The 20,131-nt window shown below is 69.3% G+C and carries 19 protein-coding genes and 1 pseudogene; 7 read left to right on the forward strand and 13 right to left on the reverse strand.

The window, feature by feature from the left end; all coding sequences use genetic code 11:
* Positions 1–3 precede the first annotated feature (3 nt).
* From OHT21_RS21040 to OHT21_RS21065, 6 genes and pseudogenes are all read right to left on the reverse strand, one after another.
* Positions 4–252 (reverse strand): hypothetical protein, encoded by a 249-nt coding sequence (locus tag OHT21_RS21040; RefSeq protein WP_328769906.1) that lies wholly within the window; start codon positions 250–252, stop codon positions 4–6.
* Positions 249–1,583: a S8 family peptidase gene (locus OHT21_RS21045; RefSeq protein ID WP_328769907.1), complete on the reverse strand. Its 1,335-nt coding sequence runs from the start codon at positions 1,581–1,583 to the stop codon at positions 249–251. Before OHT21_RS21045 ends, OHT21_RS21040 begins: the two co-directional genes overlap by 4 nt.
* A 347-nt stretch (positions 1,584–1,930) precedes the next feature.
* Positions 1,931–2,419, reverse strand: a pseudogene (locus OHT21_RS21050) (AAA family ATPase); the annotation flags it as partial.
* Positions 2,420–2,538: 119 nt separating this feature from the next.
* Positions 2,539–3,348: a hypothetical protein gene (locus tag OHT21_RS21055; RefSeq protein ID WP_328769908.1), complete on the reverse strand. Its 810-nt coding sequence runs from the start codon at positions 3,346–3,348 to the stop codon at positions 2,539–2,541.
* Positions 3,349–3,463: 115 nt separating this feature from the next.
* Positions 3,464–5,605, reverse strand: a complete 2,142-nt coding sequence (locus OHT21_RS21060; protein ID WP_328774172.1) for a phosphotransferase family protein — start codon at positions 5,603–5,605, stop codon at positions 3,464–3,466.
* A 245-nt stretch (positions 5,606–5,850) separates the two neighbouring features.
* Positions 5,851–6,723, reverse strand: coding sequence for a GntR family transcriptional regulator (locus tag OHT21_RS21065; RefSeq protein WP_328769909.1), 873 nt, complete (start codon positions 6,721–6,723; stop codon positions 5,851–5,853).
* A gap of 176 nt (positions 6,724–6,899) precedes the next feature.
* Here OHT21_RS21065 and OHT21_RS21070 point away from each other — a divergent pair, with 176 nt between their 5' ends.
* Positions 6,900–7,082: a hypothetical protein gene (locus OHT21_RS21070; RefSeq protein ID WP_328769910.1), complete on the forward strand. Its 183-nt coding sequence runs from the start codon at positions 6,900–6,902 to the stop codon at positions 7,080–7,082.
* Positions 7,083–7,230: 148 nt separating this feature from the next.
* Here the strand turns inward: OHT21_RS21070 and OHT21_RS21075 are convergent, their stop codons facing one another.
* Positions 7,231–7,953 carry an HAD family hydrolase gene (locus OHT21_RS21075; protein ID WP_328769911.1) on the reverse strand — a complete coding sequence of 241 codons (723 nt, stop codon included), beginning with the start codon at positions 7,951–7,953 and terminating at the stop codon, positions 7,231–7,233.
* Between the two features lie 32 nt (positions 7,954–7,985).
* A complete protein-coding gene (locus OHT21_RS21080) occupies positions 7,986–8,864 on the reverse strand; it encodes a winged helix-turn-helix domain-containing protein (RefSeq protein ID WP_328769912.1) in 879 nt (292 codons plus the stop codon).
* A gap of 232 nt (positions 8,865–9,096) precedes the next feature.
* On the opposite strand from OHT21_RS21080, the gene OHT21_RS21085 reads away from it, so the two are divergent.
* Positions 9,097–9,285, forward strand: coding sequence for a hypothetical protein (locus OHT21_RS21085; protein WP_328769913.1), 189 nt, complete (start codon positions 9,097–9,099; stop codon positions 9,283–9,285).
* A gap of 72 nt (positions 9,286–9,357) precedes the next feature.
* On the opposite strand, the gene OHT21_RS21090 is transcribed toward OHT21_RS21085, so the two are convergent.
* Positions 9,358–10,275, reverse strand: coding sequence for a winged helix-turn-helix domain-containing protein (locus OHT21_RS21090; RefSeq protein ID WP_328769914.1), 918 nt, complete (start codon positions 10,273–10,275; stop codon positions 9,358–9,360).
* Between the two features lie 47 nt (positions 10,276–10,322).
* Between OHT21_RS21090 and OHT21_RS21095 the strand changes: the two genes are divergently transcribed.
* Both OHT21_RS21095 and OHT21_RS21100 read left to right on the forward strand, forming a co-directional pair.
* The gene (locus OHT21_RS21095; protein ID WP_328769915.1) at positions 10,323–10,478 is read left to right on the forward strand and encodes a hypothetical protein; all 156 of its coding nucleotides are present in this window, start codon (positions 10,323–10,325) and stop codon (positions 10,476–10,478) included.
* Positions 10,478–10,666 (forward strand): hypothetical protein, encoded by a 189-nt coding sequence (locus OHT21_RS21100; protein WP_328769916.1) that lies wholly within the window; start codon positions 10,478–10,480, stop codon positions 10,664–10,666. Before OHT21_RS21095 ends, OHT21_RS21100 begins: the two co-directional genes overlap by 1 nt.
* A gap of 114 nt (positions 10,667–10,780) precedes the next feature.
* Here the strand turns inward: OHT21_RS21100 and OHT21_RS21105 are convergent, their stop codons facing one another.
* Positions 10,781–12,064: a GNAT family N-acetyltransferase gene (locus OHT21_RS21105; RefSeq protein WP_328769917.1), complete on the reverse strand. Its 1,284-nt coding sequence runs from the start codon at positions 12,062–12,064 to the stop codon at positions 10,781–10,783.
* 263 nt (positions 12,065–12,327) lie between these two features.
* Here OHT21_RS21105 and OHT21_RS21110 point away from each other — a divergent pair, with 263 nt between their 5' ends.
* Positions 12,328–14,340 (forward strand): NAD-binding protein, encoded by a 2,013-nt coding sequence (locus OHT21_RS21110; protein ID WP_328769918.1) that lies wholly within the window; start codon positions 12,328–12,330, stop codon positions 14,338–14,340.
* A 15-nt stretch (positions 14,341–14,355) separates the two neighbouring features.
* Here OHT21_RS21110 and OHT21_RS21115 read toward each other — a convergent pair whose 3' ends face one another.
* Positions 14,356–14,757: a nuclear transport factor 2 family protein gene (locus tag OHT21_RS21115; protein ID WP_328769919.1), complete on the reverse strand. Its 402-nt coding sequence runs from the start codon at positions 14,755–14,757 to the stop codon at positions 14,356–14,358.
* Between the two features lie 125 nt (positions 14,758–14,882).
* Here OHT21_RS21115 and OHT21_RS21120 point away from each other — a divergent pair, with 125 nt between their 5' ends.
* Both OHT21_RS21120 and OHT21_RS21125 read left to right on the forward strand, forming a co-directional pair.
* Positions 14,883–16,754 (forward strand): S9 family peptidase, encoded by a 1,872-nt coding sequence (locus OHT21_RS21120; protein WP_443050408.1) that lies wholly within the window; start codon positions 14,883–14,885, stop codon positions 16,752–16,754.
* 86 nt (positions 16,755–16,840) lie between these two features.
* Complete coding sequence (locus OHT21_RS21125; protein ID WP_328769920.1) at positions 16,841–17,803, forward strand: SURF1 family protein; 963 nt, start codon at positions 16,841–16,843, stop codon at positions 17,801–17,803.
* A 265-nt stretch (positions 17,804–18,068) separates the two neighbouring features.
* Here OHT21_RS21125 and OHT21_RS21130 read toward each other — a convergent pair whose 3' ends face one another.
* Entirely contained in the window at positions 18,069–19,331 is a 1,263-nt protein-coding gene (locus OHT21_RS21130) for a hypothetical protein (protein ID WP_328769921.1), read from the reverse strand.
* On the reverse strand, positions 19,328–19,903 hold the full coding sequence (locus OHT21_RS21135) for a SigE family RNA polymerase sigma factor (RefSeq protein ID WP_165339958.1): 576 nt from the start codon (positions 19,901–19,903) through the stop codon (positions 19,328–19,330). The genes OHT21_RS21130 and OHT21_RS21135 overlap by 4 nt, the downstream gene beginning before the upstream one ends.
* Positions 19,904–20,131 lie beyond the last annotated feature (228 nt).

Here is a 20,131-nt window from a genome sequence, read left to right on the forward strand (position 1 = left end):
GGCTCACTGAATAGGCGAGTCGGGCGGCGGCAGTTGGACCGTGCGGTCCCGGTCGACGGAGTCGACGCCGTCGACCGCTTCCAGGGCCGGGATACGGTCCTCGGCGACCGTGCCGGAGAGCGTGCCCAGGATCGGCTGCTCTCCGGTGACCGTCAGCCCGGCCTGCCGCAGGGCCTCGACCACCTCCGCGAACCGGTCGGGGTCGACCGCGATGATGACCCCGACCGGTGCGGAACGGTTCGGCTCGTTCACGGGGCCTGGAGCAGGCCGGAGCCGACGTCCCTGACGGGCTGCGCCAGCGGGAACGCGCCCGCTTTCAGACGGGCGACGAGATCGGTCGCGGACCCGTTGGGGTTGGCCTCGGCGAGCAGGGCGAGGACACCGGCGACGTGCGGTGTGGCCATGCTCGTGCCGTTCAGGTTCTGGTACCTGCCGCGGGGGGCGGCCGAGCGTACGTCCCTGCCGGGCGCGGCGATGTTGATCTCGCCGCCCTGGCCGTTGATGCCGCCGTTGGAGAAGAACGACGGAGTGAGCGCCCTGTCGAGGGCGGCCACCGCGAGGATGGAGGGACAGTTGGCTGGCCGGCTGACGGGGTGGATGACCGGGGGCCGGTCGCTGTCGTTGCCCGCCGCGGCGACGATCACCGTCCCGCGCTCGAGCGCGCGCTGGGCGAGGATCTCGTACGTCTGCGGGAACAGCTCACCCGGCCTGACCAGGCCACCGAGCGACATGGAGATCACCCGCGCACCGCGGGCGACGGCCCAGGCCATGCCCGCCAGGATCTGGCCGTCCGCGCCGCTGCCCCCGTTGTTGAGGACCTTTCCGGCGAGGATCCGGGCGTCGCAGGCAACGCCGTACCGGGGTCCCTGCTGGGGTTTGGCCGGGCCGGCGACGGTGCCGATGCAGTGGGTGCCGTGGCCGTTGCCGTCCTCGACCGCCTCGCCGACCACGAAGGACATGGTGTCTTCGATGCAGCCGACCAGGTCCGGGTGGGTGATGTCCACGCCGGTGTCGAGGACGGCGACCTTCACACCGCGTCCGGTCAGGTGGGACAGATTGGCACGGATCGCCTGAAGGCCCCAGGTGAAGCTCTGTTCGTCCGAGGCCGGGCCCTGAGCGGCGGCGATCTCCGCCCTGGTGTGGCGGTCGACGATCTCCTCGTCACTGCGGTAGGCCGGGTAGAACTCCGTCGGCGCTTGCGTCGGGGCGGTGATCGGCATCGCGTACACCATGCGCTCCGGCTCCGCCGCGAGGATCGTCGGCTCGGCCTCGGCCGTGGTCACCAGCGCGTGACGCTGGTCGGACCGCACCTCGACGACGGCGGCGCCGATTTCCTCGAAGTGCACCGAGACGTCGGGGCGTTCCAGCAGTTCGGATACGTTCCCCACCTCGGCTCCGCGGACGCGCTCGACGGACGCGATGTCGGCGGAGGAACGCAGGGCGTTCAGTCCGCTCTCCTGGTTGCTCGGGTCGAGCAGGATCACGTACCGGCCGGTGTACTCCGTGCCCTGGCCCATACCCGGCCCGCCCTGCCCGTTGGGCCGCTCGCCGAAGGCGCGCCTGTCCATGGGTCCGTTCGCCATGTGGTCTTCCCGCTTTCTGTGCGCTCCCCCTGTGTCGTGGACGCGCGTCGGCACACGGGCTGTCGGGCGCCACGGATCGCGGGGCGCGGTTCAGTCGCGTATCGACGCGTACCGCCGTTGACCTGCGATGTTTTCCATGGCCAGGCCGTCAGCGTTGCCCCCCGTTCACGGTGGCACCGGGCACAGGGACCGGCAACTCAGGAACGCCGACGGGGTCGCGGGGGCCGAGCGACGGCAGGGACCGCGCGGACCCGGTCGAGCTGTCGATCAGTGGGTCAGTAGCTCAGACGGCCAGGCGGCCAGGCGGTCAGGCGGTCAGGCGGTCAGGCGGTCAGGCGGTCAGGCGGTCAGGCGAAGGGCAGCGCCCGGCTGTGCACCACATCAAGCCGGGACACGGCCCGGGTCAGTACGACATACAGCCGACGCAGCCCCCGCGCACTCGCCCTCGCCTCTCCCGCTACGTCGCCCTCCTCCCCCGCCTCCGCAATCGCCGCCGGCTCCACGACCACGACATGGTCGTACTCGAGCCCCTTGGCGACCCCGGCTCCCAACACCGCAACTCGCGCGCCCAGTTCGTCGGGCCCCGCCGACTCGATCCCCGCGGCCTCGAGCGCCTCCCCCACCCGTACGACATCGGAGTCGGCCGTGATGACCCCGATGGACCCTTCGCGGGCGAGCGCATCCCGAACGGCCGCGACGGTCTCACCGACGACGTCCGCGACCTCCACGACCTCGGCGACCTCGGCGACCTCGGCGACCTGCCGAATCCTCAACTCTCCGTCGCTCCGCAGGGATCGAGCCGCGGGCACCCGCACATCCAGCCGGGCCAGCAGCCGGGCTCGCGCAGACCTGCGTTACGCAGTCCGGTGTCGCGCAATCCCGTGTCGCTCATGCGGACGAGCGTACGCACCAGGGAGCCGCATGCGAGCGCCGCGTTCGGCCCGCCTCGGACGCCTTACGCGACGGTTCCCTGCCTCCAGTCAGGAATGGCCGCAAGATTCCACAGATCGTCGAAGTGCTTGTTCCACGTGGAAATGGCCGCGTCGGCTGCAGCCGTGCCCTCTCGGGACCAGACATTGAGGTCCGTGCTGTAGCCCTTGGGGTCGTAGAACTCCGGATCCAGGTGGTTCAGCCGCATACGGGCAGCCACGTTGTAGAGGCCGTGCAGGACTTGCTTCCGGTTGAAGATGCAGATCTTGTCCCGCGGAATGCCCAGATAGAGACGGTATTCGCACTCGACGGCGACTGTGCCGCCGGCCGTGACCTGCTCCGCGAGGCCCGACAAGATCCCGTCGTACTCCTGGCATTTCCGCTCAATGCGCTTACGGAATTCGGGGTCGTCCACAGGCGCCCCATCGGGCCCGACGCGGGAGGGCACTCTCATCGGTACGCGGAAGTCGGGCACCAGGATCCTGACGGTGACTCGCTTGGCCGGTCCGGGATCGACGGGCAGATCCTCCAGCCGGTGGTAGAGCTCGTTGTAAAGCGTCTCGCCGGTGTAACCAAGGAAGCTGATCTCCACCTTCCGGGCCCGGAAGGCCTCACTGACGAAGTTGCCGAGCTGGCGCGAGTTCACCAGCGCGCGGCTCGGCGTCCTGACCGACGAGGAGAGCTCCCTCACCGCGTCGTACAGCACATAGCCCACCAGGCTCAGCAGCGCACCGCCGAGAAACGCCTTGCCCTCCAGGGCGTCTCCGACCGGCTTGACGAACTGGGCGGTCAGCCCGCTGACAAAGATTCCGATCAGCAGGACCCGCGTCACCACGGGCTCCAACCGCTCCTGGTACCGCCTCAGCCGTAAGCCCCATCCACCGTCGGCTCCACCACTACCCGCCCCGGACATCAACGGCCCCCCTCACCTCGGGCCGTCCGGCGACGCGTCATGCGCCCACAGTGAACCCGGCCCGACTGATGCCGCCATGGTCTCCGTACGGCAACGCGCGGGCAAGATAGGGGTTCGCGGTAGCACGGGTAGGCATGCCGAGTGACCCCTTGGCCACCGCGAGGGTCACGGCGTACGAGTCGACCGCCCTGCGGACGTTCGGAGCGTCGAGGCTGGCGCCGGTGACCAGGCGGTCGAGATCCACGTAGGCAGAGCGGACGCTCTCGATCCACCGGTAGACGCGCCAGTCCTGCTGCCAGTCCTTCGTGTGCGCGACGGGAAGCTTGCCCGCCCAGCGGCGGAACATGCGCTCGCGGATCTCGGGCCGGGTCGGAGTGAGATGCATGTGCCGGACCAGGTCGTACAGCGGGTCGCCGACCATCGCCATTTCCCAGTCGATGATGGTGAGGGCGAATGGGTCGTCGCGGCGCACGAGGTTCCAGGGATTCAGATCACCGTGCAGCAGGGACAGCGAGCGCGGAGTCACGCGATGCCGGGACAGGATCCTCCTCAGCCCGGGGGCATCGGGCAGGCCGAGGACGCGTGCCATCTGCTTCGATTCCTTGGGCAGTTCCCGGACCAGCGCCACCAGCTGCTCACTCAGCCACCTGTAGAACTCCCACTCAGCTCCGTACTCAGCGAACGGGTCCAAGGGACCGTAATCGACCTCGGCCAGCGCGCAGAGCTGGTCCACGAGCCCGTCCGCCTCATGAGGCAGCAGTCCGTGCACCGGATGGCTGGGGGGCTGATCACCGTCAGGCGGACCGACATAGGTGTGGATGGCGAACGGGTCGTTCTGATAGCTCGTGCCCAGGGCCAGCACCCGCGGCGCCGTCACCGCGACCCGGGACCGTTCGATGGCCCGGAGCACGGCGTGCTCGCTGAGAAAGCTGGGCTCCCGGCGGCTGACCGATGCCACCTTGCGGCGTACGACGACTGGAAAGCCGATACCCGGGACCCGGACCACCGAGTTGAGGTGTGCGGTGCCCTTGAACACCCGGCTCGCGGGGGCCGCCCCCTCCGCGATCAACGCGTCGAATACCGCGGACCTCGGAAAGTCGGGATGCTCGGGAACCCTCGGATCCGGATCCCAGCTGATGACGTTGACCGACCGGACACCCTGGAGCCGATCAAGCCGGGACACCTGCCACCGGTAGAGAACTCTCTCGATCTCCGTCTCGCTCGCCACACTGGCGAGTCGAAGAGGTTTCGCGGCGGCTTCCAGAGCACTGCGCACGGATGCCGTCGCCTCGTCCAGGCTTTTCTGGTCGAACGATTCTTCTAGCGACTTCGCCGCACGCATCACATCAGGGAAGACGGACTGGGCCCGCTCGAAGTCGACGTAGTGGCGCAGGTCCTTGGCGAGCCCGTTCACGGCGAGAGGGCGCGTCGCCTGTACGGCCTCGGCCCACGCGTCGATCACCTCGTCCCACTGGAACTCCGGATACCGCATGCGGACGAGGTGTGTGGCGAGGTCGTGCAGAGGGTCCCCGTAGGACGCGAGTTCCCAGTCCACGCAGATCAGGGGCGGGGCACCGCTGTAGGTCACGATCACGTTGTCCCGGTGAAGATCCGCGTGCAGCAGGCTGTACGGGCGGCGAGCCATGGCGGGCACCCGGTCGGCCAGCCTGGTCAGAGCGTCCTCGGGGATACCCAAGGCTGCGAACAGCCCTCCGAAAGCAGTCCAATTGGGCTGACGGATCTGTCGGTCCGCGAGGCGCGCCAGCGTCCGCAGGAACCCCTGGCTGTCCTTGTCGTTGAGCGGCCAGACAGCGGGCAGCGGCGGCAACGTCTCCCTGCGCACCTGGGACATCTGTGCCAGCAGCTCGGCCAGCGCTTTGATCAGCAGCCTGTCGACCGGTTTGCCGTTCGGGCACACGTTGGAGAGCGGAACACCCTCCACGTAGCTGTGGACCGCAGAACCTCCACGCTCGGCCAGGCACTCCGGTACGTGGGGCAGGACGCCCTTGATCGCGTTCAGAATCTCCGACTCGTGCTGCCAGGTCCTGATCACGACCGGCACGGCCTCGGGCTTGCGGATCCGCACCGTCACGGATGTGCCGGCATCGCGCCGCACATGGCGGGACATGTCCTCGGTAAGAGGCAGCACATAGTTGCGGTTGTGATGACCGCCGCTCATCACCCCGTACAATTTCGCCAGGTCCACGAACTTGTCGTAGGCCTGATCGGCGGCGGATCGCCCCCCATACAAGCGGCTGGGATGAGGCACTGTGCGCACTGGCCGCTCCTGGCTGACGTTCGAAGGTGAGCACACCGTAGCGTCGGCGGAGATCGCTCACGACCGGAGTCCGTTAACTGTTGGTCTCAATGAGGTATACGAGCCCGCTGGGATGGGCATGCTTGACGGATTCGGCCGGGTTGCGGTCACTCCGCGAGCAAGTTCCAGACGGAGTCGAACCAAGACTGCATGCTGCCGACAGAGACCGATCCCTGCGAATTCGGATCCTCATCCTTGACGTAATGCGTGAGGGTGGCGCCGAAGCCGAGGACATCGAGCGCCTCGATCTCCTCGCCGCTGTCCAGACTGATGGGGCGCTCGATCACCTCGTACGGACCGTGCAGCACTTCGTCACCGTTGAACAGATACAGCTTGAACGTGGGGGTCAGCGGCGCATGACGGATCTTGACGTCGACGTTGGGGACCAGACCCTCGGTTCGCAGTTCCCGTAGGGCGCCTTGCAGCGACGTCGTGTGCAGGCGGGTGATGGCGAGCAGCCGTTGCCTCATGGCCTCGTCGTAAGCCGGGTCCTTGGCTCGCGGGTAGGGAAGTTCGAGCGTCTCGGACGGGAGCAGCATGCGCAGAGCGATGCGCTGCGGCGCTATCTCTCCCGCGCGGATGCGTTCGACCTGCACCCTGACATGGGCGTCGAGGGACTCGGAGGTCAGTGTGTAGGCATCCAGAGTGATCTCGGGCTGCTCGAACGCCTTACTGATGAGGCTGCCCAGCGTCACACCACGGCCCGGCTGCGCCGCCTTCGCCGTCGGGGACTGTATCCGCTGGGTCGTGATCACCCGGGTCCCACTGCCCTGGCGGGACTCGATCCACCCCTCTCCGGCCAACGCCTTGAGGACGCGCTGCACCGTGTCCCGGGAAACGTTGAAGTGATCGGCGAGCTCCCGCTGCGGCGGCAGACGGTCACCGACCTCGTACGTGCCGTCGGTCAAGCGAGTCCGCAGCGCGTCCAGCACGCGCTCGAACTCTCTGCCGCCCCCATCGCCGACCCAACCCTCAGCCACACACCGACCGTACCTCTCCTAGCCGACAAACAAACCAGTTCCAGTCAACTCACCAGTCCAACACGCCTGCCGGTTAAGGGATCAGACAGGCCGGGAAGACCAATCTAAGTCAACCAGTCCAATTGGCCGACTAGTTGATCGCTTCACTGGAAGTGTCAGAGACAAAGGGGGGGGCCATGGTCTTCTTCCAACTGCTGTCGGTCGTCATGGGCCTCGGCATAGAGCAGTTGATCCAATGGCGGTACGGGGCCATGGGCATCGTCTGTCTGCTGCTGATCACCTGTGGGGTCCGGGCTCGTAACTCGACATGCCTCACCGCCGGCGCCGTACTGTTCGTGCTGTTGATGGCTCAGGCCTGAGAACGGGTCTACGCCAACGTGTAGAAACCCAGGGTGACTTCGGGCTCGTCAATGGCCTCGCCGATCATTGGCCCCGGCCCCATCCGGCCCGACTTACCTCCGCCAACCACCAAGCGAACAAGCTCAACTGGCCACACGGTGGTTCGCCTCACCGCCCCCGCTCGCGGAGCATCTCCAGGAGGGGCTCGAACGACTCCACGACCACTTCGGCTCCGGCCTTCCGCAGCGCCCTGTCCTTGGCTTCGTTACGCGCGTAACCCAAGAAGCGGACTCCGGCGCTCATGGCCGCTTCGAAGTCCGATGCCGTGTCACCAATCATGAGCGCTTCGGAGGGCTTGGCGCCCAGGGCGTGCAGAGCGCGGTTCAGGCAGTGGGGATTCGGCTTCAGGAGCGAGAGGTCCTGCGTACGGCCGTAGATGTGCGGGGCGAAGCACTCCGACAGGCCGCGGGTGGCCAGGTAACGGGTGGCTGCCAGCGGGGAGTTGTTGGTCGCGACGGCCAGCCGGGCGCCCAGCGCGTGCCAGGTCCGGATCAGCGGATCCACGTACTCCGTGGGATACGCCGACTCCACGGCTCTCAGCTCCTGCAGGCTGAGACGTTTCTCCAGCTCGAATACCAGATCACTGTCAGGATGCCGGCCATCGACCAGCCGCAGCACGACGTGCGGATCGGGTTCTGTCTGCTCCTCCTCCGTGAGGAGCCCGCGCAGGCCTCTCTCCTCCAGCCACCGCACCTGGTCCTTGGCCACCTGCTCCGCCGTGTGCCCCGCGAACAACTTGCATATCGGGCCGTCGAAGTCGAAGAGCACAAAGCGCGCTCCGGCGATCAGTCCCCTCAGTTCCTCTGCCACGTTCCCTGTCTCTGCTGTCACCAGCTCAGTCTGCTGCGTCGTATCAGGAGTCACTAGGAGAGTGTCAGGTCAGTGGTGATGGTTGCCCAGAGGGCGTCGAACCACATCTGGGATTGTTCAACGAAGGCCGCGTCCCGTTCGCTTGCGGCTTTCTCGAAGGAGAAGAGGAGGGACTGGGAGCCCAAGGCGTCGTACATGTCGAGGGTTCCGGTGTCCCACTCCTCCTCACGGCGCGTCAGCATGTAGTACGCCATCAAGGCCTCGACCCCGTTGAGCAGGTACAACTTCACCGGCGGCGTGAACGGCAGCGCGCGGAACGTCACATGGACATCGATGCCGTGGGAAGCGCGCAAGGAGTGGAGGTTGTGGCGCAGGACGTGGCCCTGGGCGTTGCGCTGCTCCAGCCATCGGCGGTGGATCGCGTCGTCGTCGCTGCTGCCCTCCACCGAGACAGGGAAGGCCAGGTTGATTTTCCGGGACGGCAGCAGGATACGTACGTCGATGGATTCCGGGCGGATGGTGCCCTCGTGGATGTGGCGCACCGGTTCGGCCAGGGCCGTCAGCAGGGTCTCGGCGGTGAGGCAGGCCGCGTCGATGCGTACGTGCTTGGCCTTGAAGGCCTCCATCAGCTGCGGAGCCAGGCCCACCATCGTCGGCTGGGGCTCGTCGGTGGACGGGGACACCTCGGCGATCCGCGGCGGGCTGCCCTTGCTGACGTTGCTGAGCAGGCCGTCTTCCTGGAGGGCGCGGAGGGCCTGGCGGACCGTGCCGCGTTCCACGCCGAACTCCTCGGCGAGTTCGGCCTGCGTGGGCAGGCGGTCGCCCGCCTTCAGCTCGCCGCCGCGAATGCGGTCCCTGAGGATGTCGGCGATCTCCTGGGGCGTGAGCCTTCTGCTGCCGTTCACTGCGACGTTCTCCTGGGTCACAACCAAACGCTACAACTTTGCTCCATCTTAGGCGAGTTGTTCGGGAGTTGTTGGTTAGTCAGAACCAACTCCGGGTAAGTTATTCAATGTTGGCAACCAACTAAGCCAAGATGGCGGAACGCCCCCCTCCTTTCGCAACTACTTGGCAGCTACGCAGTACGCGCCCGAAAGCACCCGCTCTGCCCGCAGTGCCCGCCCTGCCCCTGGAAGCCCGCCACTCCCCGAAGGAGGATCCACCATGCCCGCCATCGCCTTCATCTCCGCAGTCTTCGTCGTCGGTTTCGAGGAGCTCGTCGAGTGGCGGTACGGTCCCGTCGGCATCCTGGGCCTGCTTCTGCTCAGCATCGGGATCAAGGCCAAGAGCCCCGCCTGCAGCTCGATCGGAGCGGTCCTGCTCGCCATACTCGTCTCGGGACCGGCCCTGTGAGCTGGGAAGACCCCGCCCCGAGTGAGTCACCGTCCGACGATCCTCCGCCCGACGATCCACCCGTGGGAGACCTCAGTTTGTGAGCTCAAGCTCCAGACTGATGGTCTCCCACAGTGCGTTGAACCACAGATGCGACTGCTCCACGAACGTGGTGTCCCGCAGCACGGGCCCCTGCTCGAAGGGGAACAGCATGGACCGCGTGCCTTGGGCGTCGTACACATCCAGTCGCTCATGGTCGATCTGCTCGCCGCGCCGCGTGAGCGTGTAGTACGCGAACAGCGCCTCCGCCCCGTTGAGCAGGTACAACTTCACCGGCGGCGTGAACGGCAGCGCGCGGAACGTGACATGGACGTCGATGCCATGGGTGGCCCGTAGAGCCAGCAGATTGTGGCGAAGCACCTGGCCCTGGGCGTTGCGCTGGGCCAGCCAGCGCTCGTGCACCACGTCGTCATCGCTGCCGCCGTCCACCGGGACGGGGAACGCGAGGTCGATGTCGCGGCTCGGCAGCAGGACCCGGACGTCGACCTTGGCCGGTTTCATACGGCCCTCGTGGATGAGCCGGAGGGGTTCGCCCATGGCGAGCGTGAGTGAGACCGCCGTCAGGCACAGGGCGTCGATCTCCACATGCGGGGCCTCGAACGCGGCCGCTATCCGCGGCGCCAGCGCCACCATGGTGGGCTGCGGTGTCTCGGGCCCGGGCAGGGCCTTGTCCGCGTCCTCGGCGACGGTCGCAGGACGCCCTTTGGACACGTTGGACAGCAGATGCTCCGACTGCAGGATGCGCAGCGCCTGGCGTACGGCACCGCGCTCGACGCCGAACTCGTCGGCCAGTTTGGCCTGCGTGGGCATGCGCTGGCCCGGCTGCAGCTCGCCGGACCTGATCCGACTGCGCAGCGCCTCAGCGACCTCTCGGTGTGACCGCTGCGGCCGCTGGGACCGTTGAGACCGATTCCGCCCATTGGCGGCAGCGCGTTCCGCGTCCACAACCAAACACTACAACTTCGCGCCATCTTTGGGCAGTTACCGGGAAGGTGGTTATGAGACGTCTCCAAGCGGAGATAAGCAGAGTGGAGTTGGTCGCCAACTTCAGCAACATGGCCAGGTTTTCGGAGAAGTTGGTAACCACCGGTGACTGGATCGGCCAGTTGGTCACCGCCGGTCACCGCGTCCCCATCCCGAAGGAGGGACCGTAATGCCGCTCATCGCCACCCTCGCCATCGCCGCCCTCATCATCGGCTTCGAACAGTTCGTCCAGCTGAAGTTCGGGGTGATGGGCCTCATCGCATTCGTTGCCCTCTCTGTCGGCATCAAGGCCAAGAACACGTACATCAGCGGTATCGGAGCAGTGATCCTCGTACTGCTGCTCACCCAGACCGGCTGACCGGACGCCACCGTCCGTCGTCAGTCCGGCTGGCCGGGCTCCCTCCTGGAGGGGAGCCGGGAGCTCGGCCAGACGGTTCCCATCGCGCTACGGAGGACAGGAGGTGACAGGACCTCAGAAGACGTCCGGGCACCAAGGCCGCCTGGACGTACGCAACAGGGCGTCGGCGGTGGTCGCGGCGCCCGCCCGCGACTCGGCCACCCGGCCGAGCGCGGCGAGCCGCACCGCCGACTCGTCCCCGAGCCAGAGCGCCGCCAACTCACCTGCGCCCAGCGTGAGTTCGGCGGCGTCGTTGGTTCGCGAGCAGCCCGCCCCGTCCGGTGACGCGTCCAGCCGGTACCGCCCGGCCGACAGACCGTCCCCGTCCGTGACCTCCAGTACGAGCGTCCCGGTACCGGTGTACGTACGCGCCTCAAGAGCCCGTACGACATCCAGGATCCGTACCCACAGCCAGTCGGCCTGCGTGGTGAGCCGCGCCGCCCGCGGGTCCGGCAGCAGGTGCGGCAGCAGGTCGTCCGGAGCGCGATGGCCCGTCTTCACCGCCGTGACCCAGTCCACCGAGCAGACGTGCTGCCACAGCGCGCGCTCGGCGGCCGGCGACACCGCGATCATGCCCTTCACCTTCGCCGTGTTCAGCGGCAGCTTGGCGTCGTCGTCCCACTCCCCGTCCGAGATGTAGGGGAGCAGGCCCTCGACCTCGCCGTCGGCGTTCCGGTACACGGCGTAGAAGGGCTCGGTCCACGAGGCCCGGTCCAGCGTCAGCACACCGGTGTTGACCTGCCACCACCGCTCGCCCCTGTCGACCACCCCCGGCTGCACCCGCCTGAGCCGCTCGTGCAGCTCCGGACCGATCTTGCGTACGTCCTCGCCGTCCACCAGGTCGATCCGCCCGCCGTCGTCCGGGCCCGCCCACCGGGGGTCCAGCCCCGACCGCGGCACCTCGATCGTCCACTCGGTGGCCGTGGTGGCCGGCCCGAAGCCGTACCGCCCGTAGATCGGATACTCGGCCGCGATCAACGTCGCCACCACGTCGCCCCGTTCCTTCGCGGCGGCCAGGTCCCGCGCCATCATCCGCGTGAGCAGCCCGCGCCGCCGGTGGGTGGAAGTGACGCTCACATTCGTGATGGCATCGGCGGGTACGACGTCGCCGCCCACCACCGTGAGCTCCTGCGCGAACGACCGGAACGTCGCCACGCACCGCCCGCCGTCGAAGGCTCCCAGCGTGCGCTCCGGCACGATGTACGAACTCCGGTCCGCGATCTCCGCCTCCGAGATGGCGGGCGGTCGCAGAAACCCGGTGTTCAGTGCGCGGATCCAGTCCGGGATCTCGGTCTCGGTGATCTGGCGTACGTCGATGTCCCGCACGCCCGGGCCCTGTATGTCCTGGTGACGGCTCATGGCTGTCAGCCTAGGCAGGTGGGCACGGGCTGCCCCAGGGGTTTTCCGGCGGCAGGATCACGGTGGAAGGGTGCATCAACCGCTGACCTGCTCGGCCTCCGGGAGCGGGTCTGCACGAACCGGCGCCCCCAATTCCCTGGCGGTGAGCGGAAGATACGTCAAGGGGCCGTGGTGGAACCGCCCGTGCCGGTGAGGCACTCTGTGCAGTTGTGGGGAGCTTTCCGTATCAGAGCGGGTCCAGGTCCAGGGACGATGCCGCGCACATGGTGGTGTGCGGGGACGACGCGTTGGCGCACCGGCTGGCGGCGGAGCTGCGCGGGGTCTACGGGGAGCAGGTGACGCTGGTCGTACCGTCCGCCGTGCGCACCGTACGGCCACCGGTCGTCGGCCGGGCGTCCGCGCTGCTCGACCGGGTGTCGGCGGCGGTGACCCGGGCGGCGGGCAGCGGCGGCAACGGCGGTGGCGGGGCTTCCTCGGACCGAGCCGCCGCTGGCGGGGCTTCCGCGGGCCGGGCCCCCGGTGCGGGGTCGCCTCCCGAACCCTTGGAGGCCGCCGAGCTGACCGAGGCCGTGCTCGCCGAGGCGGGCGTCGAGCGGGCGGACGCGCTGGCGCTCGTGTACGACGACGACGAGACGAACATCCGCGCCGCCCTCACCGCCCGCCGACTCAACCCCCGGCTCCGCCTGGTCATCCGGCTCTACAACCGCCGCCTGGGCCAGCACCTCGAGGCCCTGCTGGACCAGGCCTCGGCGCTGGCCATGGCGGGAGCGGGCACGGGGGACGGAGCCACTGCCGGTGCCGGTGATTCCCGGGAGCCCGGTCGGGAGCCCGGTGTCGTCGACGCCTCCACCACCGTCCTCTCCGACGCCGACACCGCCGCTCCCGCCCTGGCCGCGACCGCGGTGGCCGGGACCAGCAAGGTCGTACAGGCGGATGGGCTGATGCTGCGGGCCATGGAGCGACCGCCGCCCGGCCCCGGCCAGATCGCCGACCCCGGTCTGTGCACCCTGGCCCTGCTGTCGGCGACGACCAACGACCCGGCCGGCGCGGACGGTTCCGACAGCAGCGGTGAGCACGGCCCTCAACTCCTGCCCGACGAACGGTCCGTGGCCGCCGCGACCGGCCGTGGCACCGTCGTCCTGGAAACGGTGTCGTACTCGGGCCCCACCGCCCCCTCGGGCCGTGGCGTCGTGCCCGCCCTGCCCTTCGCCGCCCTGTTCTCCCGGCGCCTGCGCTGGTCGTTCGCAGGCCTGGTGGGCTGTGTGGTCGCGCTCGTGATCACGTCGTTGGTGGTGACGGACGAAAATCCGTTGCACGCCACCTATCTGACGCTGCTCGATCTCTTCGCCATCAACGAGCCCGCGCTCAACCAGTCGCAAGGCCGCCAAATTCTCCAACTCCTCACCAGTCTCGTCGGGTTGCTGCTCCTACCTGTCCTGCTCGCCGCGGTCCTCGAAGCCCTCGGCACCTTCCGCAGCGGTTCGGCGCTGCGCCGGCCGCCCCGCGGGCTCTCCGGCCATGTCGTCCTGCTCGGGCTCGGCAAGATCGGTACGCGTGTCCTCACGCGGTTGCGCGAACTCGACACCCCGGTGGTGTGCGTCGAGGCCGACCCCGAGGCCCGCGGGATCGCCACCGCGCGGCGCCTGCGTGTGCCCGTCGTCCTCGGCGACGTCACCCAGGAAGGCGTCCTGGAAGCCGCCAAGATCCACCGGGCCCACACACTGCTGGCGCTGACCAGCGCGGACACCACCAACCTCGAAGCCGCTCTGTACGCCAGGACGGTGCGCCCCGATCTGCGCGTCGTCCTGCGGCTGTACGACGACGACTTCGCCACCGCGGTGTACCGCACCCTGCGATCGGCCCACCCTTACGCGCTCACCCGCAGCCGAAGCGTCACCTACCTCGCCGCGCCCGCCTTCGCCGGAGCGATGATGGGCCGCCAGATCCTGGGCGCCATACCCGTCGAACGCCGCGTGCTGCTCTTCGCGGCCCTGGACGTCGCCGGGCACCCGCAACTGGACGGCCGGACGGTCGCCGAGGCCTTCCGCCCCGGCGCGTGGCGGGTCGTCGCCCTGGACACGACGGCCCCGGACGAACGCAGCCCCGACCTGGCCACCGACCCCGGCCCGGACGCCCCCGCAAGGACACCGGGCCTGGTCTGGGACCTGCCGCCCGGCTACGTCATGGGCGCCGGCGACCGCGTAGTCCTGGCCGCCACCCGCCGCGGCCTCGCGGAACTACTGGGCCGCCGGCGCCGCGACCGTACGAACCCATAAGCGGCCGACCGCGGCTCAGTAACGCTCCACCAAGTGCTCCCGCCCCGCCGGAGGTTCGTACGGCTCGGGCCAGAAGTCCGTCATCGATATGACGCGGCCCTGGTCGTCCCCGGTGAAGAACGCGATGCCGTACATCTCCTCCAGGCCCACCGTGAAGTGGACCCAGGTGACGACCTGCCCGGGCTCGGCGACTATGCGGTCGATCCGCAGGTGCCAGTCGCCGGGATACTCCCGGTTGAACTGGACGAACTTCTCTCGCCCGCGAATGCGCTCGCGCGTCTGGGGCAAGGTGTAGACGACGTCTTCCGCGAGGGTCTCCGCGAAGCCCGCCCAGTCGCGGGCCTCGGCCGTGGCCCAGAAGGTCTCAACTGTCTTGCGCAGATCGGTCAGTTCGCTCGGATCGGTCGATGTGGTCATACCGCGATAGTGCACCACGCCACTGACAATCGCCCTGACCTGCGAAAGTTCAGAAAGGCCACGAGTTATCCACAGGCTGAGGGCCTCGGCAGCGGAATGTCGGTGGGAGCGGGCAGTATGGGGTCATGACTGAGAGCAACGGGGCCAACCCGGACGAGGGGACCATCCCGCACCACGCGGCGATGCCGCACGACGAGGCCATGCCGGACTGGGAAAAGCGCTTCCGGGCGCCGCGGGTGTCCTTGCCGGACTGGGCGCAGGACGCACCGCACCGGTCGCTGTTCGTGTCCAACGCGACAGGGACGTACGAGTTGTACGCGTGGGATCGCGAGACGGGTGCCCAGCACCAGGTCACGGACCGGCCGAACGGCACGACGGACGGCGTGCTGACGCCCGACGGCGAGTGGATCTGGTGGTTCGACGACAAGGACGGGGACGAGTTCGGGATCTGGCGGCGCCGGCCGTTCGCCAGAGACGTGCGCGCCCGGTCCGGCCCCGACGAGCCCGCGGCCCCCGGTCTCGAACCGTCGTATCCCGCCGGGCTGGCGCTCGCGCGTGACGGACGTACGGCGGTCGTCGGCAGGTCGACCGATGAGGACGGTTCGACGATCTACGTCACGCGGGCCGGTGAAGACCCGGTGGAGATCTACCGTCACCGGGAGTCGGCGGGCGTCGGCGATCTCTCGCACGACGGCTCACTGATCGCGATCGAGCACACGGAGCACGGCGACGCGATGCACTCGGCGCTGCGGGTGCTGCGGCTGGACGGTTCGGCGGTCGCGGAGCTGGACGACACCAAGGGCGGCACGGTCGAGCTGGGCCTTGAGGTGCTGGGCTTCGCCCCGGTCGACGGCGACACCCGGCTGCTGGTCGGGCATCAGCGGCGCGGGCGCTGGGAGCCGATGCTGTGGGACGTGGCGACCGGCGAGGAGACCGACCTGGCGCTGACCGAGCGGCTGGACGGTGACCTGAGCGCCGAGTGGTATCCGGACGGTTCGGCGCTGCTGGTCGTGCACAGCTACGAGGCACGCAGCGAGCTGTGGCGGTACGACCTGGCGTCCCGCCGGCTCGAGCGGATCCCGACGCCGAAGGGCACGGTGTCGGGGGCGACGGCCCGCCCGGACGGCAGCGTGGAGTATCTGTGGTCGTCGGCGGCCGAGCCCCCGGTGGTCCGCTCCACGTCCGGCGAGGTGGTCCTGGATCCTCCGGGGATGAAGTCTCCGGGGTCGGTGCCCGTTCAGGACGTATGGGTGGACGGTCCGGGCGGCCGCATCCACGCCCTCGTGCAGCGGCCCGCGGGAGTTGCGGGTCCTCTGCCCACCGTCTTCGACATCCACGGCGGCCCGACCTGGCACGACAGCGATTCCTTCGCGGCGGGCCCGGCGGCGTGGGTGGACCACGGATACATGGTGATCCGGATCAACTACCGCGGCTCGACCGGATACGGCCGGGAGTGGACGGACGCGCTCAAGTACCGGGTCGGCCTGATCGAGTTGGAGGACGTGGCGGCCGTCCGGGAGTGGGCGGTGACTTCCGGCCTCGCCGACCCCGAGCGGCTGGTCCTCACCGGCGGCTCCTGGGGCGGGTACCTCACACTCCTGGGCCTCGGCACCGAGCCGGACGCCTGGGCCCTCGGCATCGCGGCGGTACCGGTCGCGGACTACGTCACGGCGTACCACGACGAGATGGAGGCGCTGAAGGCGATGGACCGCACCCTTCTCGGCGGCACACCGGAGGAGGTCCCCGAGCGCTTCGAGGCCTCGTCCCCTCTGACGTACGTCGACGCGGTCAAGGCGCCCGTCTACATCTCCGCCGGCGTGAACGACCCCCGCTGCCCCATCCGCCAGGTGGAGAACTACGTCACCCGCCTCGCCGCCCGAGACGCCGTCCACGAGGTGTACCGCTATGACGCGGGCCACGGCTCCCTGGTCGTGGACGAACGCATCAAGCAGGTCCGCCTGGAACTCGACTTCGCGGAGCGGCACCTGGGGAGGTGAGAGCGGAGGGCGCGTTTGCCGGGGGGCCGCAGCGAGGGGCCACCCCTCGCCCGGGCCGCGGGCAAGGGCCCCGTAACGTGGAGGGCGTGTACCGGTTCCTGCTGACCACTCCCCGCTGGTGGGCGATCAACGTCTTCGTGCTGCTGGCCATCCCGTTCTGCGTGTTCATGGGGTCATGGCAGTTGGGGCGGTTCGAGGACCGCGTCGAGAGCCACCGCACGGCCGAGGAGAAGGTGTCCGAGGACCAGCGGGCCGCGGCCCGGCCCCTCGCCGAGTTGCTGCCCGTGGACAAGGAGACGTCCGGCGAGCAGGCCACGGCGACGGGCCGGTACGGGAAGCAGTTGCTCGTGCCGGACCGCGAGCTGGACGGCAAGCGCGGCTACTACGTCCTGACGATGCTGCGTACCGACGACGGCAAGGCCCTGCCCGTGGTCCGGGGATGGCTGCCCGGTGACGCCGACACCGCGAAGGCCCCGGCCGCACCGTCCGGCGAGGTCACCGTGACCGGCGCGCTCCAGGCATCCGAGAATCCCGGCTCGGACGGCGTGAGCGCGGCCGGTGGTCTGCCCGCCGGCCAGACGGGCGCGATCAGCGCGGCGTCGCTGGTGAACCTGGTGCCGTACGACGTGTACGACGCCTGGGTCACGCTCGCTCGGGCCGACGCGGGGATGACGGCGGTGCCCGCGAAGGCTCCGCAGGACACGGGGCTGGACCTGAAGGCGTTCCAGAACCTCGGTTACACCGGCGAGTGGTTCGTCTTCGCTGGCTTCGTGGTCTTCATGTGGTACCGGCTGGTGCGCAGGGAGGTGGAGTTCGCGCAGGACGCTGCGCTGGGCCTGGCGGAGGAGCGGACTGGCGAGCCCGCCTCGTCGGCCGGGTCGGCCGAATCCGCCGGGCCAGCCGAACCCGCCCGGTCCGCCGAACCCGCCGGGCCAGCCGAACCCGCCCGGTCCGCCGGGCCAGCCGAACCCGCCGAGCCCGCCGGGTCCGCCGAACCCGCCGACGAGGCGCGCGGCGAGCCGAAGGCGTCGGCCTCGCCTACGGCCTGACGACAGCATCAGCCTTGCCCACGGGCCAGATGCAAGGCATCAGCCTTGCCTAGGGCCTGAGGCCCGGACCCGCTCAGCCTGGCTCCGCCGGGCTGGTTCCACGCTGCGGGTCCGTTGTGGCTGGTCGCGCAGTTCCCCGCGCCCCCAAAGGGCCTACGGCCCTCTCGGGGCGCGGTACCGCAGCGGACTTTGGCAGGGCCGCGTGGCGCCCCCGCCCCCCTGACCGGGCGCGGTACTGCAGCGGATCTAGGCAATCCGCCCAGCGTCAGGACGCCGCCAGCACCCCAGTCCGGTACACCGTCCCCGCGCACACGTCCGGCACCGTTGCTGAAGCTGTCGGGGCGCCGTCCTTTGCTGTGTTGGAGACCACGACGCTGCCGTCCTGGACGCCTTCCTCCGGGGCGAGTTGTGTGGTTGTGCCGTCGCCGGTGCCGCCCTCCGAACCCGAGGTCGTGCCGCCGCTGTCGCCGCCGGTGGTGGTGCCGTTCGTGGGGGTCGGCTCGTCGGGCGGGGTGGGGTCGTCGTCGGGGACGGTCGGGCAGGTCTCCGAGGGGACGAAGGCGAACTTCACCTCGTATGCCGCCCCGGGTTGCAGTACCAGCGTGCTGACCTCGGCCGACGGGGCGGGAAGCCCGGTCGCCGGGTCGCTCGAGGTATGGGCGACCACCTGGATCTTGGACGCGTCCGCCGCACCCTGCGGGAGGGCGGAGACGGTGCCGGAGCCGGTGACCGTGCAGGTGGCGGCGGAGACGTTGGAGATCTGGAAGGTGCCGTAGACGGTGCCGCCGGCGTCCGGGGAGCCGACGTTGGAGGTGGCGTTGCCTAGCTGCGTGGACGTACAGGCGGGTGCGTCGGCGGCCGAGAGCGTCGGTTCCGCTCCGCCGGTGGATGCGCCGCCGCTCTCCTCCTTGTCCTCGCCCGGCGTCTCCTTCTTGTCTTCCTTGTCCTTCTCTTTGTCCTTGCCCGGGGCGCTGCCGGGGCCGCTTGCGTCGCTGTCCTGGGAGGAGCCGCCCTGGCTGGACCCGCCCTGGGTCTGCGAGGTCTCGTGGCCGGCGATGGACGGGTCGGCGTCGGAGCCGGTCGAGTTCGAGACATGCACGAGGGCCGGGATCGCCGTGCCGACGAAGAGCGCGGCAGCGGCCATACCGACCACGGCCTGGCGCTTGCGGGCCCGCCGGACCGGCACCGCGCGCCGCAAGTGCTCCAGCGTGGCGTCGTCGTCGGCGGGCTCGAGCTCCTGCACGGCCTGGTGCAGCATCCTGCGCAAGGCCAGCTCGTCGGAGGCGAGACCCTCCGGTCCTGAGCCCTCCAGACCGGAGCCCTCCGGACCGGAGCCCTCCGCTACTCCCGAAGCGAAACCGCTCGACTCCCCCGCCCCGCTCGACTCCCGCGGGCCCGGATTCTCCGAGTGGCCGTGATTCACAGTTCCGTTCCCAGTGCCGTTTCCAGCGTGGCGCTCATGATCGTGCTCGTACCCATGCTCGTACTCGTTGTCGTCGCGAGCCCGCTCGCGATCGTGGTCGCTCATGCCGACGCCTCCATGGCGACGCGCAGGGCCGCGATGCCGCGCGAACCATACGCCTTCACCGAGCCCAGCGAAATGCCCAGCGTCTCGGCGACCTGCACCTCGGTCATGTCCGCGAAGTAGCGCAGGACGAGGACCTCGCGCTGCCTGCGCTGGAGCCCCTTCATGGCCTTGATCAGGTCGTCGCGCTCCAGCAGGTCGTACGCGCCCTCCTCGGCGCTCGCCATGTCGGGCATCGGCTTGGTCAGCAGCTTCAGGCCGAGTATGCGGCGGCGCAGCGCGGAGCGCGACAGGTTCACGACGGTCTGGCGCAGATACGCGAGGGTCTTCTCCGGGTCGCGGACGCGTTTGCGCGCCGAGTGCACCCGGATGAAGGCCTCCTGGACGACGTCCTCGCAGGAGGCGGTGTCGTCGAGGAGGAGCGCCGCGAGGCCCAGGAGAGAGCGGTAGTGGGCGCGGTAGGTCTCGGTGAGATGGTCGACGGTGGTGCCCGCGGCCATCGCGTCGTCAGCGCCCTCGCGCTGATCCGGGATGCGGGCGGGCCGAGCTGCGGGCATGGGCGCGATCACCGGCATGCCGCCGGGCCCACCGGACAAGCGGGGCCGACGGGGCGGGCGCAGGGCTGTGCCGCACGCTGCTGGGAATTCGAGTACCTCTGCCACGCAAGTTGGACACGTTTACCCCTGTCGGGGTTGTACGCGACAGGCATCACATTTGAGTCAGGCCGTGCGACTCCCGGCGCGACCCCCCGCGCGCCTGTCAACGCGTCGTATGCCCTCATGCGTACCAGCTCTTCCTCTATG

The organism is Streptomyces sp. NBC_00286 (assembly GCF_036173125.1).
GTDB lineage: Bacteria > Actinomycetota > Actinomycetes > Streptomycetales > Streptomycetaceae > Streptomyces.

Coding starts and splice junctions, on each gene's coding strand:
- OHT21_RS21045 (WP_328769907.1), bottom strand. CDS start 1,583: ATGGCGAACGGACCCATGGACAGGCGCGCCTTCGGCGAGCGGCCCAAC.
- OHT21_RS21120 (WP_443050408.1), top strand. CDS start 14,883: ATGACTGAGAGCAACGGGGCCAACCCGGACGAGGGGACCATCCCGCAC.
- OHT21_RS21130 (WP_328769921.1), bottom strand. CDS start 19,331: ATGAGCGACCACGATCGCGAGCGGGCTCGCGACGACAACGAGTACGAG.
- OHT21_RS21105 (WP_328769917.1), bottom strand. CDS start 12,064: ATGAGCCGTCACCAGGACATACAGGGCCCGGGCGTGCGGGACATCGAC.
- OHT21_RS21070 (WP_328769910.1), top strand. CDS start 6,900: ATGGTCTTCTTCCAACTGCTGTCGGTCGTCATGGGCCTCGGCATAGAG.
- OHT21_RS21060 (WP_328774172.1), bottom strand. CDS start 5,605: ATGAGCGGCGGTCATCACAACCGCAACTATGTGCTGCCTCTTACCGAG.
- OHT21_RS21135 (WP_165339958.1), bottom strand. CDS start 19,903: ATGCCGGTGATCGCGCCCATGCCCGCAGCTCGGCCCGCCCGCATCCCG.
- OHT21_RS21085 (WP_328769913.1), top strand. CDS start 9,097: ATGCCCGCCATCGCCTTCATCTCCGCAGTCTTCGTCGTCGGTTTCGAG.
- OHT21_RS21095 (WP_328769915.1), top strand. CDS start 10,323: ATGAGACGTCTCCAAGCGGAGATAAGCAGAGTGGAGTTGGTCGCCAAC.
- OHT21_RS21100 (WP_328769916.1), top strand. CDS start 10,478: ATGCCGCTCATCGCCACCCTCGCCATCGCCGCCCTCATCATCGGCTTC.
- OHT21_RS21115 (WP_328769919.1), bottom strand. CDS start 14,757: ATGACCACATCGACCGATCCGAGCGAACTGACCGATCTGCGCAAGACA.
- OHT21_RS21110 (WP_328769918.1), top strand. CDS start 12,328: ATGGTGGTGTGCGGGGACGACGCGTTGGCGCACCGGCTGGCGGCGGAG.